This is a genomic window from Paraburkholderia sp. RCC_158 (assembly GCF_041355255.1).
GTDB classification, from domain to species: domain Bacteria; phylum Pseudomonadota; class Gammaproteobacteria; order Burkholderiales; family Burkholderiaceae; genus Paraburkholderia; species Paraburkholderia graminis.
On the sequence record NZ_JBFUPM010000001.1, the window covers coordinates 69,244 to 82,423 of the forward strand.

Sequence of the window (13,180 nt, forward strand, 5' to 3'; positions counted from 1 at the left end):
CGTAGTCATAGCGGCAGGATCATCGGCGCCGCGCCGCCGAGTATCGCGGTGGCCGTGCCGATCAGTTGCAGGTTGGTGGACTGCACGAGGCAGTCGGCCTCGGAGAGAATCTCCATCGCGGCAATCGAACTGATGTTCAGATTCGCCTTGGAATTGAGTTCCATCGCGAGCCCCGACGTCATCGCCACGTTCAGTTCGCCATTCACCGTAACGTTGGTGCCCTCGATCGCGATCTCACCCGTGCTGTTCAACGTGATGCTCGCGAGTCCGGTCACCAGCCTGATCTGCTTGCCGGCCGTCAGCGTGTAATTGCGCGCCACCTGCACGTCGTGGTCATGCTCCGATTCCTCGCGCAAATTCTTCTGCGCATGGATCAGCACCTCTTCGCTGCCCTTTTTGTCCTCGAAGCGGATTTCGTTGTAGTCCTCGGTGGAGCCGGTGTGGCTGCGGCTTTTGACGCCGCTCTGCGTGCGGTTTTCGGGCAGGCTGTACGGCGGCATGTTGTCCGCGTTATAGACGCTGCCGATAATCAGCGGCCGGTCCGGATTGCCGTCGAGAAAGCTGACCACCACCTCCTGTCCGACGCGCGGAATAAACTGCGCGCCCCAGCGCTTGCCCGCCCACATCTGCGCGACGCGCACCGGGCAGGAACTCTGCGCGTTTGGTTTGGCCGGGCGGTTCCAGAAGAACGTGACCTGCACACGGCCGTACTTGTCGACTGCGATGTCCTCCGGCGTGTTGCCTTCGACCACCGCGGTCTGCAGGCCGGCAATCACAGGGCGCGGCGTGAGCGGCATCGTGCGAAACGGCTGACGGCTGCGAATCGCCCTGAACGCGCAGCGAAACGGTTCCTCGCCTTCGTCCGCGCCGCCGCCCGTCACGTAGTCCGGCTCGACGAGCCGCATCTCGGTTTCGATCACGAGATATTCCTGGTTGGCGTCCGCAAGCGGAAAGTCCTTCAGCCTGAATAACGCACCCGTGGTGACGCCGCATGCGTCGGTGTGCCCGGCGCTCGTCAGCATCGGCACGTTGAGCGCATCGGCGCGCACCTGCGCGTAGCGCTGACCGTCCTGCAGACGCTGGTCGTGGCCGACGTAGTCGTACGCGTAGTCGTAGATGTCGAGACCGCTCACGCTGTGGGCATCGTCCTTATCGGTGACATCCTCGGTGGCAAGCAGCGACGCTTTCGGTTTCAGATAGTCGTAGTCGTCCAGTTGCACACGCGTTGCATTCATCGCCCGCGCAGTGGTCCAGTCGCTGATCGACGCCTTCATGCGTTTGCCGCGCGCGGTCGGCGGCGCATACGGAATCTGCTCGAAACCGGGTACAGGTGAATGCGCGCCGAGCGCGTCGGCCAGCACCATCGTGTGGACACCGTCCGCATGCGTGAAGAAGTAGTAGATGCCCTCCTGCTCCATCAGGCGGCTGATGAAATCGAAGCTGCTCTCGCGGTATTGCACGCAGTAATCGCGCGGCGCGTAAGTGCCGCTCAAGCTCAGTTTTACGTCCGCGTAGCCGGCATCGGCGAGCACCGATTTGACGATCTGCGGCACGCTCATGCTTCGATAGATACGACAGTCGCGCCGGCGCGTCGCCAACCACGCCTTCGGCACGACTCCGAAGGTGTAGACGGCGTAACGCACGTTGTCGATGTTCACGAAGCCGCCCTGCTCGCACTCGTTGACCATGCCGTTGAAGTACCGCGTATAGCCCTGCGGGGTGACGAGCTTGACGGTCATCGGCGTGCCGAGCAGTGCGCGCAGATCGACCTGCGGGTTCTTGCTGATCGCCTCGATCCGGTATGAAAACAGACGGCCGAGCGATTCTGTCGCGGTCATGTTCGAGAACAGCAGACTGGTGCCGAGGTTCGAGGCGAGCGTGATTGCGTGAGCCATGTGATTGACGAAAGCGGGTTGTGTGCTGAGCCGGTCAGTGCGGCGCGCGAAGCTGTGCGATGGTGCGTGCGTCCATGCGTGCTAGAGGACGACGTCCACGCTGAACCTCGGCAGGTTCGCCGCGGACTTCACGTTTTTCTCGACCTGTGTTTCGAGCGACGTTCTGAAGTTCTCGCGAATCTCGCTTTTGAAACGCGACACCGAGACCCAGCCGTCAAGCATCTCTTTGAGTGCTTCCTTTGTGATCAAGGTTTCTTTTGCGGGCAGCGCCGAATCTTCTATCAGCTTTTTGCGCAGCGTTTCCAGGTTGTCGCTACGCTTGTCCCAGCCGCCGTCACTCGCACCGCCGATGTGGATCGACTCGGGTCCGACATCGACCGTCACGCCGCTGTCCTCGATGGTGTCCTGCACACGCTTGCGCCGCACCGTCAGATGAAACTTGCTGACATTGATCTTGAGCGGCGAGGTCTTTTTCAGCTGACCGATTTTCAGCGTGGCGTTGACATGCGCGGACAGAAACAGAACGTCCTGCGCACCGTCTTCTTCGCTCACTGTCCACGGAATCACGACGGCGTTCGAAATCAGGTTCACGGACTTCGACTTGTTGTCTTTCGCGTCGTCGGCCAGCACGTTCCTGTATGTGAAGCGGGGATTCGATCCGTGCTCGAAGTTCTGGATCAGCCTCGTCACGAACTGCACGACATTCTTGTCGCTCAGTGTCGACAGTTCCGCGAATCCATCGTTGCTCTTTGCTGCTGGCATCGCCTTATCTCCCGACGCGGTTGGTTCGTCTCTCGAAGAACACAACAGCCGGGTCTCGCGATCTATTCCTTCCTCGTGAAGTAAAAAAATCGGCGCGCGCGGCGGGGGACGCTGGTTGTATCCGAGTGCGACGTGAGGCGACCTGCGGCGGCCTGCAACTCGAGCGTCAAAGCCAGTCGTGGAAGTAGCTGTCTCTGACCTTGTACATGGGGAAATACCAGTTGTCGCGCATGAAGATCTTGTTCTCCAGACTCTGCTCTGGAAGCTGCGAGCGGGCCTGGTCCTCAAACATCCGGTCGCGCAGTTTCGTGAAGCCCGAACTCTCGGCTGCGGCCGTGGGGCCGGTCATCCTGATCGTGCTGCGGCGCACGTCCTCCATGTACTCGGTGCGCAGCTCGTCGTTGGTTTTCAGCGAACGAAACCTGCTGTGTATCAGCGCTTTATACGACTTCAGGCCATTGCTGCCGGCGTGGCTTGCAATGATCGAGTTGCTGATGGGAGGCGGTTGATCTCCGCGAATATTCGCTTGCCACCAGTCCGCGCTGGTCCAGTCGTTTTCGCTTACGCCGTTGTGCCACGCGGGATTCACGGCGGAAAACCGCGGATAAGACTGATGGCAGACGATGTCGCCGAGCGGACTCACGCAACTGACGTCCGTATCCGCATAAATGCCGCCGTACTGAAGAAGAATCTCGATGCGCAGAATGTCGCTGGCCGAACCGAAGTTGGCGCCGCGATTGACGAGTTCCCTGCGATAAATCGCTGCGTTCTTGCCCATTTTCAGGTCGCGCTGCACTTCGCGAAGCTTGATCCCGTTCTCCTCGCAAAAGTTGATGATCGAGCTGACCTGCGTCGCGCGCATGCCTCGGAGGGTCTCGCCGCGCTGATTCAGATACTCTTCCAGATAGCGGATCGTGGCTGCATCGCCTCCTTTTTTTCCCAGCACCTGTGCGACTTCCTGCCATTGCGCCGCGGAAACGCGGCCAAGGCCTTGCGCTCCGTTCTGGTCGCTGATCTGCCGGCGGCGTTCGCCGGTCAGCAACTGGTTGGCGTCGATCCAGAGATTGACTTCCCAGTCGGGATTCATCCTCGGAAACGTGACGATGCAATCGCGATTCCGTTGCGGGATATCGCCGCCGATCCAGATGATATGAATGACCTTTGGAATGGCTCTCAACTTTCAAACCTCCTCATAGAGACCAGGTTGATCGAGGCACGCAGCGGAGTCGAACGAATACGCAAAATCGCCCTGCTCCACGCTCACGCGAACCTGCCGCACCTCGCCGCCGTCGATCAAGCGCGCAAGGAACTCGCGGCTGATTGCGGGCAGCATCGTGTTGGTGAGAATTGCGTCGATCATCCGGCCGCCGGATTCGCTCTCGGTACAGCGTCCGACGATCAGGCGAACGACCGCGTCGTCATAGTCGAACGGCACGCGGTAGCGCTCCTCCACGCGCCGCTTGATGCGGTTCATCTGCAGCGTGACGATTCGCGCCAGCATGTCCGCGCTGAGCGGGAAGTACGGAATCGCCACGAGCCGGCCGAGCAGCGCGGGGGGAAACACGTCCAGTAACGGCTCGCGCAGCGCCTTCGCGAGCCCGTCGGCATCCGGCATGGCGGCCGGGCGGCTGCAGAGTTGCGCTATCAGTTCGGTGCCGATGTTCGTCGTCAGCAGAATCAGCGTGTTGCGGAAGTTGATCGAGCGGCCCTCGCCGTCTTCCATCACGCCCTTGTCGAAAACCTGAAAGAACACTTCGTGCACGTCGGGATGCGCCTTCTCGATCTCGTCGAGCAGCACGACCGAATACGGCTTGCGACGCACCGCTTCTGTCAGCACGCCGCCCTCGCCATAGCCGACATAGCCCGGCGGCGCACCCTTGAGCGTGGATACCGTATGCGCCTCCTGGAACTCGCTCATGTTGATCGTGATGAGGTTCTGCTCGCCGCCGTACAGCGCCTCGGCCAGTGCCAGCGCGGTCTCGGTCTTGCCGACGCCCGAGGTGCCCGCGAGCATGAACACGCCAACCGGACGATCGGGATTGTCGAGGCCGGCGCGCGAGGTTTGAATCCGCTTCGCGATCGCTTCCATCGCATGGTCCTGGCCGATCACGCGCTCGCCCAGCACAGTCGCCAGATTCATCACGGTCTTCAGTTCGCTGCGCACCATCCGCCCTACGGGAATGCCCGTCCAACCGGAGACGACCGACGCGACCGCCTGGTAGTCGACGCTCGGCAGGATCAACGGAGCCTCGCCCTGGAGTTCGGCGAGTTCGGCCTGCAGGCGCTTGAGACGCCCAAGCATGTCCGCGCGCGCGGAAGGGTCGGGCGCAGAGGCCGCGCCCGTTTGCGTTATCCGATCCGGCTCGGCCTCTGCCGGCTGCGCGACGTCGTCACTTGTCCCATCGACCACCGCGCTATCGCCGCGCAGTTGCGCACGCAGCGTCAGAATCCGCTCGACCAGCGATTTCTCTCTCGCCCACTCCGACTCGCGTTGCGAGCGGCGCGCGCGTGCCGTGTCGAGCGAAACAGCGACGCGCGCTTCGCGGGCCGTCACGTCGATGCCCACGCTCTTTTCGCGCTCGATGATGTTCCGTTCGGTCTCCAGCGCCTCGATCCGCTTCGACATGTCGTCGATTTCAGCGGGCGTCGCATGCTGGCTGATCGCCACCCGTGCGCAAGCGGTGTCGAGAAGGCTCACCGACTTGTCCGGCAACTGGCGCGCAGGGATATAACGATGCGACAGCCTGACGGCCGCTTCGAGCGCCTCGTCGAGAATCTGCACGCGGTGATGCTGCTCCATCACGCTCGCGACACCGCGCATCATCAGAATGGCCTTTTCTTCATCCGGCTCGTCGACGGGCACAGTCTGGAACCGCCGCGTCAATGCCGGGTCCTTTTCGATGTGCTTGCGATACTCGGCCCACGTCGTCGCGCCGATCGTGCGCAGCGTGCCTCGCGCGAGCGCCGGCTTGAGCAGGTTTGCGGCGTCTCCGGTGCCGGCCGCGCCGCCCGCGCCAACCAGTGTGTGGGCCTCGTCGATAAAGAGAATCACCGGCCTGGGCGACGCCTGCACTTCGTCGATCACCTGGCGCAGCCGGTTCTCGAATTCGCCCTTCATGCTGGCGCCGGCCTGCAACAGACCGACATCCAGCGTGCGCACCACCACGTCCTTCAGCGCCGGAGGCACATCGCCGCGCGCGATCCGCAGCGCAAAGCCCTCGACGACGGCGGTCTTGCCGACGCCCGCCTCGCCGACCAGCATCGGATTGTTCTGCCGGCGGCGCATGAGTATGTCGACGACCTGGCGAATCTCGCCGTCGCGGCCAACGATAGGATCGAGCGCACCTTTGCGCGCCTGCGCCGTCAGATCGACCGTGAATTGCTGCAACGCCTGCTGTCTTCCCATCTGCGCCGGCGCAATGGAGCCACTGCTTTCGCCAGGCGCGGGCGCCGCGCCCAGACGGAAGCCGTCGGTCGCCTCCAGGCGGTCTTCGGGCGATCCCGCGACGATCTCACCGAACGCGTCCGCAAGCGCCTCCGCCTTCACTTTCGCAAACTCAGCCGACAACGCGAGCAGCGCGTTACGCAGATGGCGCGTGCGCAGCGCGCCGACGAGCAGATACCCCGTGCGAACCTGGGCCTCGCCGAACATCAGCGTGGCGAAGACCCAGGCGCGCTCGACCATTTCCTCGACGTCGGCCGACAGATCGCTGATCGTCGTATTGCCGCGCGGCAGACGCTCGAGCGCTGCGGTGAGATCGCGAGCGAGACTCGACGGGTTGACGCCGAAGCGCCTGACGATCCGGTGCAGATCGGAGTCCTGCAATTGCAGGATCTGATGCACCCAATGCGCGATTTCGACGTACGGGTTGCCGCGCAGTTTGCAAAACACGGTAGCGCTTTCGATGCTCCGGTAGGCAAGCGAATTTAGCTTGCCGAACAGCGCGCCGCGACTGATCTCGGCCATGATGGCGATCCTTTGAAATGGGGTGATCGGCGTGATGCCGCCGGTTGAAAGTCAGGACGCGAGCGCGTCGGTGCAATGCATTCGCATGGCCTCAGTCGACTGGCGTCAGCACGACGTCGTCGGCATCGACGGGCTTCGTGTAGTGACCCATCCATGTACTGAAGCCCATGCGACCCATCTGGCCGAGATGCGTCGCCGGCACTTCTTCTTTCATGAGCACGATCTGCACGTCCCAGCGTTTTTCTCCGCCCACGTAGAGCTTGACCGCGGCGACCAGTTCGGCGAGCGCATCGCCGCCCGGCAAAAAACGTTTGAACTCGCCAAGCGGCAACGGCCCGATCCGCAAGCGAAAGCGCTGCTGCGCGCCGCGCACGTGCGCACCGAGCGTCGCGTCGCGGCCCAATGACGCCACCGCAATGCCCATTCTCAGATGCGCATCGCGCGGCAACTGCATCCAGCCGGTCATGAACTCGAGCACCGCCACCGGCACGCCGAAGTAATGCGCGAGAAAGCCCCTGAGCCCCTCGGCATTGCGCGCCTGCGGCACCAGCCGGCCGGCGAAGAAGCGCTTGTACCGATCCGGCAGCGCATCGCGTCCTTCCAGTTGCGGCGCGGCCATTCCAATCAACGCGCCGACATACGTGCGAAAGCGGTCTTCGTCGGGGCGATCGAGTTGAACCGTGGGCTGTGCGTCAGCCCACGCGCGGTAAAAAAGGCTCAGCATCCGGTGATGAAAGATGTCGGCGAACGCCACCAGGGACGTGTCCTTCGCGTTGCGCTGACGCTCGACTGCATGCTCGGTCAGATGCAATGGCAACGGACCGTTCGGTCCGAACAGGCCGAGAAACAGCCCGTATAGCTTGCCAGGCGAACCCGCCGCTCCGCGCTCGAAGCGCTCGATGCCGCGCGGCGCAAACTCGAGCGTCGCCGCATGCGCAAGCCGCACGGGATCGTCGGCCGGCTTCGTCGAATGTCCGAGCCGCGGACGGTCCGGATACGCGCATTCGAGCCGGCGCATTGCCTCGAAAAATTCGAAGTCGAACGGCCGCTCGCTGAGCGCGGCTTCCAGTGCCAGAGGATCGGGCGCTAGAGGATTGGACGCTTGCCGGGTGTGGCGGGCCATCGGGCTACCTCGTTACGTTCGAAGGTGCGCAAGACGGTCTCCGTGAACGAATTCAGCGAGACGTAGCGCGCGAAAAAATGCTGAAGAACCGACGCGAGCAAAAACGCGCTGCTGCCCTCGAAGGCCGCGTCGCTGCACGTCAGTGTGATTTCGAGCCCGCGCCCGTAGGTGATCGGTCCGGGCACCGGCACGCGGCGCGTGGCGGCTCTCGCGGCGACCTGCTTGATGCCCTCGATTCTCCGCCGCGCCGCCGCGTCGAACTCGTCGCGATAGAGGCCGAGCATCTCGCGCAATGCGGCGGCGTTCTGCTCGCCTTCGTCGTTGCCATCCTTGCTGCCATTGTCGTCGCGGCTCGCGTTGAACAGCGACAGGTAATTCAATTGCAGATGACTGATGAGCCGCCACGCGGTCTCGCCGGTAGCGGTCGGCGCGCGCGGCCGGGTCGGACCGGCGATGCAGCGAATCGATGCGACCGGCGCGTCGGTGTCCAGCGTGAAATCGGTGTACGACTTGCCGACCGGCATATGCAACGGCAGATCGCGATTGGTGCATAACACCCGCAAGCCGAGTTGACGCAGCGTGGTCGGGTACGGCGCGTCGTTTGCGTCGACGAGCGCAATGAACGTCTCGCTGCCCACATAGCTGGAGCGCGCGCCGTTCTGCAATTGCCGGCCCGAAAGAAGACGCGGCTCGCGGCGCAACGTATAGAACGCCGACTGCGCGTGATGCCAGGTGCGCGACGTGCCGCCATAGAACGGCAAAAAGCTTTGCTGCGGTTCCTGACTGTCGCCGTAGCCTTGCACGTCGAGCACACTATGCACCTCGAAATCCATCGGACGGGTGCGATCGCCGATCACGTGATACTCGGTCTTGCCTTGCTGAAGATGAATCCGGTCGGCCCGCTGCTCGAACAGGTTGACCGCGGGCGTGCAGAACAGCCTGAAGTTGCCGGCGTCGAGCGCGTTATGCAGCCTGGCAGCACCGCGGTCGAGCCACACCACGATCTCGAACTCATTGCCCTGAGCCCGTGCGAGCACGGAGCGCAGTCCTGTGAATTCGACGAAGCGAAAGCGCTCCGGGCACGCGAAATATTCCTGTAGCAGTCTGTAGCCGCTAAACGAACGGTCGCCGTACGGCAGCATCGCCTCGTGTTCGCCGAAGCCGATTGCGCGCAGCGCCGCCGCGTCGTGATGCTCGCTGACGAATTGGCCTTCCTGCGCGCCTCGCGCCCTGATCGTGTAGCCCGCACCGTTTGCGAGCATCTGCTCGTACACGACGTTGGGCAGTTCGTCCGCTCCCGCCAAGTGGATCGGAAGGCTGTCGAGCGCCAGCATGTTCGCCTGCACCCCGGAGAGGGTGGAGAAGCGCAGCCGCAACCCCGCCCGGACCTCGCGCCCTGGCGGCGGCACGAGACCGGCGGCGGCAAGCGCGGCCGGCGTGTCGAAATAGCGCGCCTCGGCGAGTTCGAGCGGCCACAGCGTGACCTCGTGCGCGCTCCGGTACTCACACGCGGTACGGTCGCCGAAACCCTTCAGGCTGCGCATCACCGTGTGGCGCGCGACCGTGTGGCCGCCAGCGGGCAGATCTTGCGTCGCGTCCGGATGCATCTGCACCACCGCCATCGACGGAATCGGCAGCAGATAGTGCGGATAAATCATTTCCAGCAGATGCTGGGTGAACACCGGGTATTGCGCGTCGAGCTTCAATTGCACGCGTGCGGCGAGAAACGCGAAGCCTTCCAGCAGCCGCTCCACGTAGGGATCGGCGCATTCGAAGCCTTCCATGCCGAGGCGCCCCGCGATCTTCGGATAGGCGCTCGCGAATTCCGCGCCCATCTCGCGAACATGCTGCAGTTCGCGGTTGTAGTAGCCGAGAAGACGTGGGTCCATGATAGTCAACCGAAATGTTGCGAGACCCGGAATTCACCGGTCTCGAGATCGACGTCGGTATGCAGATAGAGCGCAAGCGGCATGGGTTGCGCCCACATCTGCGACTCGATCCGAAAACTCAGCGAGCGTGCGTTCATTACCGCGTCGTCGATATTCACGGCCACTTGCACCGTGTCCGCAATCAGGCGCGGCTCGAAGTCGATCAGCGCTGTGCGGATACGCTCCTGCAACATGCCTGCGTCGATGCCGGACAACGGTGCGCCCGCCAGATCCGGAATACCGAAGTTCAGCACGGAGTTAGCGACGTGATCGAGTCCCGGAAGACCGTCGCTGTCCCACTGCCGCGTGCAGTTCAGCAGCGCGGCAATGTCACGCGTCACATACTCGCGCAGGCGCGCCGCCGTGATCACGCGCTGCTCGCGGCTCTCGTCGGGCTCGTCCGGCGCCATGTCGGTGAGCCGGTCGAGCAACGAGGGCTGCAAGCGCTCCTGAGGGGTTAGCTCCGCCATCCGTTCGGTATCCTGATCGTAAGAATCACCTTGTCGTCCCGCACCTCGGCTCGCTTACTGTTTGGCGACCTGCTGGATGTCGAACGTGAAGTCCTTCGTGCCGCCGCTCGCCTTGCCTTCGTCGTCCTGGGGCTGGAACGAATACTTGAACTTGCCGAAGTGCAGCGTGATGTTTTCGGTCAGACGCTCATCGCCGCCGCTGCCGCCGGTCGCCACCGACGTAATCAGCACGCCTTCGCTCAATTCAATTGTCAGGAAGTCCGTTTGCTGACCGGTCGCATTGGTCACGTACAGATAGGCCGTGTCGAGGCGCGCGCCCGTGCAGCAGGCGTTGAGAATCGCGTTCGAACAGCTGTCGACGTATTTGGTGATGGTGATGTCCTGAATGTTCGCCTTGCCGCCGGACGCGTAGCCTGCGCCTGTGTGAAGGTTGCCGGTGTTGCTGACGCCCCAGGACCACGCGATGATCGGCACTTCGTTCTTGTGCTTCGAATGGTTGGACGCGCCCTGGATCGTGACCGAACCAGCGCCGAATTTCAGGTGCATATCGAATGCCATATTGACCTCTTCCCGTTGCTAATGAGTGTGCTCGCCGGTGCGGCGAACGTGGAGCCCGTGGCGTTTGCGCCGCGGACAGGTTTTCTGCATGGTGACGTGGTGCGGGACGCCTACGCCGCGAGCGCGGACGGCAGGCGGGACACGAGCCGCAGCGACACGGTCAGGCCTTCCAACTGGTAATGCGGCTTGAGGAAGAACTTCGACGTGTAGTAGCCGGGATTGCCCTCCACTTCCTCCACCACGACCTGCGCGGCGGCGAGCGGCTTGCGTGCTTTGGTTTCTTCGCTCGAATTCACCGGGTCGCCGTCGACGTAATTCATCACCCAGTTCGACAACCAGCTCTCCATCTGCTCACGCGTGCTGAACGAACCGATCTTGTCGCGCACGATGCACTTCAGGTAGTGCGCAAAGCGGCAGCACGCGAACATGTACGGCAGCCGCGCCGAGAGATTGGAATTCGCGGTCGCCGACGGATCGTCGTACTCTTCCGGCTTCGCCACCGACTGTGCGCCGATGAACGCGGCGACATCCGAGTTCTTGCGATGCACGAGCGGCATCAGCCCCATCTTGTCGAGTTCGGCCGAGCGCCTGTCGGTGATCGCAATTTCAGTCGGGCACTTCATATCCACGCCGCCGTCGTCGCTCGGGAAAGTGTGAACCGGCAGATTCTCGACTGCACCGCCCGACTCCACGCCACGAATGCGCGTGCACCAGCCATATAGCTTGAATGAGCGGTTGATATTCACCGCCATCGAATAGGCCGCGTTCTGCCATGTGTATTTCGACGAATCGGCGCCTTCCGTGTCTTCTTCGAAATCGAACTCGTCGACAGGGTCGGTCTTTGCGCCGTAAGGCAGCCGCGCAAGCGTGCGGGGCATCGTCAGCGCCAGGTAGCGCGCGTCGTCCATTTCGCGCAGCGAGCGCCAGCCCGCGTAGTCCGGCGTCGTGAAGATCATCGACAGATCGCGCGGGTTGGCGAGCTCACTCCAGTTCTCCATGCCGAGCAAGGTGGAATCGGCGGCGGAGATAAACGGTGCGTGGGCCGCGGCGGCCACCTGTGAGATGCCGCGCAACAGTTCGATATCCTGCGGACTGTGATCGAAGTAGTAATCACCGATCAGGCAGCCGTACGGTTCGCCGCCAAGCTGACCATACTCTTCTTCGTAAACGCGCTTGAACACCGGGCTCTGATCCCATGCAACGCCTTTGAAGCGCTTGAGGTTCTTGCCCAGTTCCTTCTTCGACACGTTCAGCACGCGGATCTTGAGCATCGGATCGGTCTCCGAGTTCGTGACCAGATGATGCAGGCCACGCCACGCGCCTTCCAGCCTCTGGAATTCCTCGTGATGCATGATGCGGTTCAACTGCTCGCTGAGCTTGCGGTCGATCTCCGCGACATACGCATTGATGGTTTGCGTGACGTCATCGGAGACGATGTTCGAATCCTGCAGCACCTGCTCGGCGAGCGTGCGCACCGCCGCCTCGACTTCCTCTCTCGCGCGTTCGTTCTTCGGGCGAAACTCCTTGTTGAGCAGCGCGGCGAAGTCGCTGGTTTCGCTCAGGGTGCCTTGCGCGGCTGTGTCCAACTGCTTCTGACTTTCCATGATCGCGCTCACTCCTGTCCGGGTTCGGTGTCAACGGGCTTCGGACTGGCGCTTAGCGATTGCAGCAGCGCAGGGTCCTTGAGCGCCTCGGCAATCAGTTTTTCCGCGCCGGCCTTGCCGTCGAGATAAGTGCCCAGGTTCGCCAGTTGCGTGCGTGCCTGCAGTAGCCTGGCGAGCGCATCGACCTTGCGCGCGACTGCCGCGGGCGAAAAGTCGTCCATGCTTTCGAACGTCATGTCCACTTCGAGATTGCCTTCGCCGGTCAGCGTATTGGGAACGTTGAAGTTCACTCGCGGCTTCATCGACTGCATGCGGTTGTCGAAGTTATCGACATCCACCTCCAGTGCCTTGCGCTCTTCTATCGGCGGAAGATCGCCGCTGTTCGCGCCGGAGAGGTCCGACATCACGCCCATCACAAACGGTATCTGCACTTTCTTCTGCGCACCGTACAGCTCGACGTCATATTCGATCTGTACGCGCGGCGCACGATTTCGCGCAATGAATTTCTGACTGCTCTGTCTCGTTGCCATACGCTCGTTCCTCTGGATGCATTCAGGTTCGGGATTCGAATGAGCCGGGTGCTGATGCCCGGCCGTCGTCCACGCTCACACAACAGCGCAGACTCGCGATCTATTCCGTGATTTGTGAATCGATCTGCTAGAGCTTTCGTCCATCGACGCAACCGCATTCCGCAACCAGAACATCTGGGCCGGCGTGAATATTCCGTCGCTCGAATGATTGCTTTGAAAATTCGCGGGAACCCACGCGAGCGCGCGACGCCGCGACATTCGTCGTGACGTGCCGGAATAAATCCGGGCAGCCGGCTGTTCAGTCAGCAACAGTGGTTATCGAACAGTGGCTTCAGTACACGGC

Annotated in this window: 10 protein-coding genes; all 10 read right to left on the reverse strand. The window is 62.4% G+C overall.

What is annotated here, in order from left to right; genetic code table 11:
• Positions 1-5: 5 nt before the first annotated feature.
• On the reverse strand, positions 6-1,895 hold the full coding sequence (gene tssI / locus AB6809_RS00300) for a type VI secretion system tip protein TssI/VgrG (protein WP_029970273.1): 1,890 nt from the start codon (positions 1,893-1,895) through the stop codon (positions 6-8).
• An 81-nt stretch (positions 1,896-1,976) separates the two neighbouring features.
• Positions 1,977-2,657, reverse strand: coding sequence for a hypothetical protein (locus tag AB6809_RS00305; RefSeq protein ID WP_006049768.1), 681 nt, complete (start codon positions 2,655-2,657; stop codon positions 1,977-1,979).
• 166 nt (positions 2,658-2,823) lie between these two features.
• Positions 2,824-3,834, reverse strand: a complete 1,011-nt coding sequence (locus AB6809_RS00310) for a TcdA/TcdB catalytic glycosyltransferase domain-containing protein (protein WP_029970272.1) — start codon at positions 3,832-3,834, stop codon at positions 2,824-2,826.
• A 3-nt stretch (positions 3,835-3,837) separates the two neighbouring features.
• A complete protein-coding gene (gene tssH / locus AB6809_RS00315; protein WP_029970271.1) occupies positions 3,838-6,624 on the reverse strand; it encodes a type VI secretion system ATPase TssH in 2,787 nt (928 codons plus the stop codon).
• A 91-nt stretch (positions 6,625-6,715) separates the two neighbouring features.
• Complete coding sequence (gene tssG / locus AB6809_RS00320) at positions 6,716-7,747, reverse strand: type VI secretion system baseplate subunit TssG (protein WP_029970270.1); 1,032 nt, start codon at positions 7,745-7,747, stop codon at positions 6,716-6,718.
• A complete protein-coding gene (gene tssF / locus AB6809_RS00325; protein ID WP_029970269.1) occupies positions 7,711-9,636 on the reverse strand; it encodes a type VI secretion system baseplate subunit TssF in 1,926 nt (641 codons plus the stop codon). The genes tssG and tssF overlap by 37 nt, the downstream gene beginning before the upstream one ends.
• A 5-nt stretch (positions 9,637-9,641) precedes the next feature.
• A complete protein-coding gene (tssE, locus tag AB6809_RS00330; RefSeq protein ID WP_029970268.1) occupies positions 9,642-10,145 on the reverse strand; it encodes a type VI secretion system baseplate subunit TssE in 504 nt (167 codons plus the stop codon).
• A gap of 54 nt (positions 10,146-10,199) precedes the next feature.
• Complete coding sequence (locus AB6809_RS00335) at positions 10,200-10,703, reverse strand: type VI secretion system tube protein Hcp (protein ID WP_006049774.1); 504 nt, start codon at positions 10,701-10,703, stop codon at positions 10,200-10,202.
• A gap of 110 nt (positions 10,704-10,813) precedes the next feature.
• Positions 10,814-12,307 carry a type VI secretion system contractile sheath large subunit gene (tssC, locus tag AB6809_RS00340; RefSeq protein WP_029970267.1) on the reverse strand — a complete coding sequence of 498 codons (1,494 nt, stop codon included), beginning with the start codon at positions 12,305-12,307 and terminating at the stop codon, positions 10,814-10,816.
• An 8-nt stretch (positions 12,308-12,315) separates the two neighbouring features.
• The gene (gene tssB, locus AB6809_RS00345) at positions 12,316-12,837 is read right to left on the reverse strand and encodes a type VI secretion system contractile sheath small subunit (protein ID WP_029970266.1); all 522 of its coding nucleotides are present in this window, start codon (positions 12,835-12,837) and stop codon (positions 12,316-12,318) included.
• Positions 12,838-13,180: the final 343 nt, after the last annotated feature.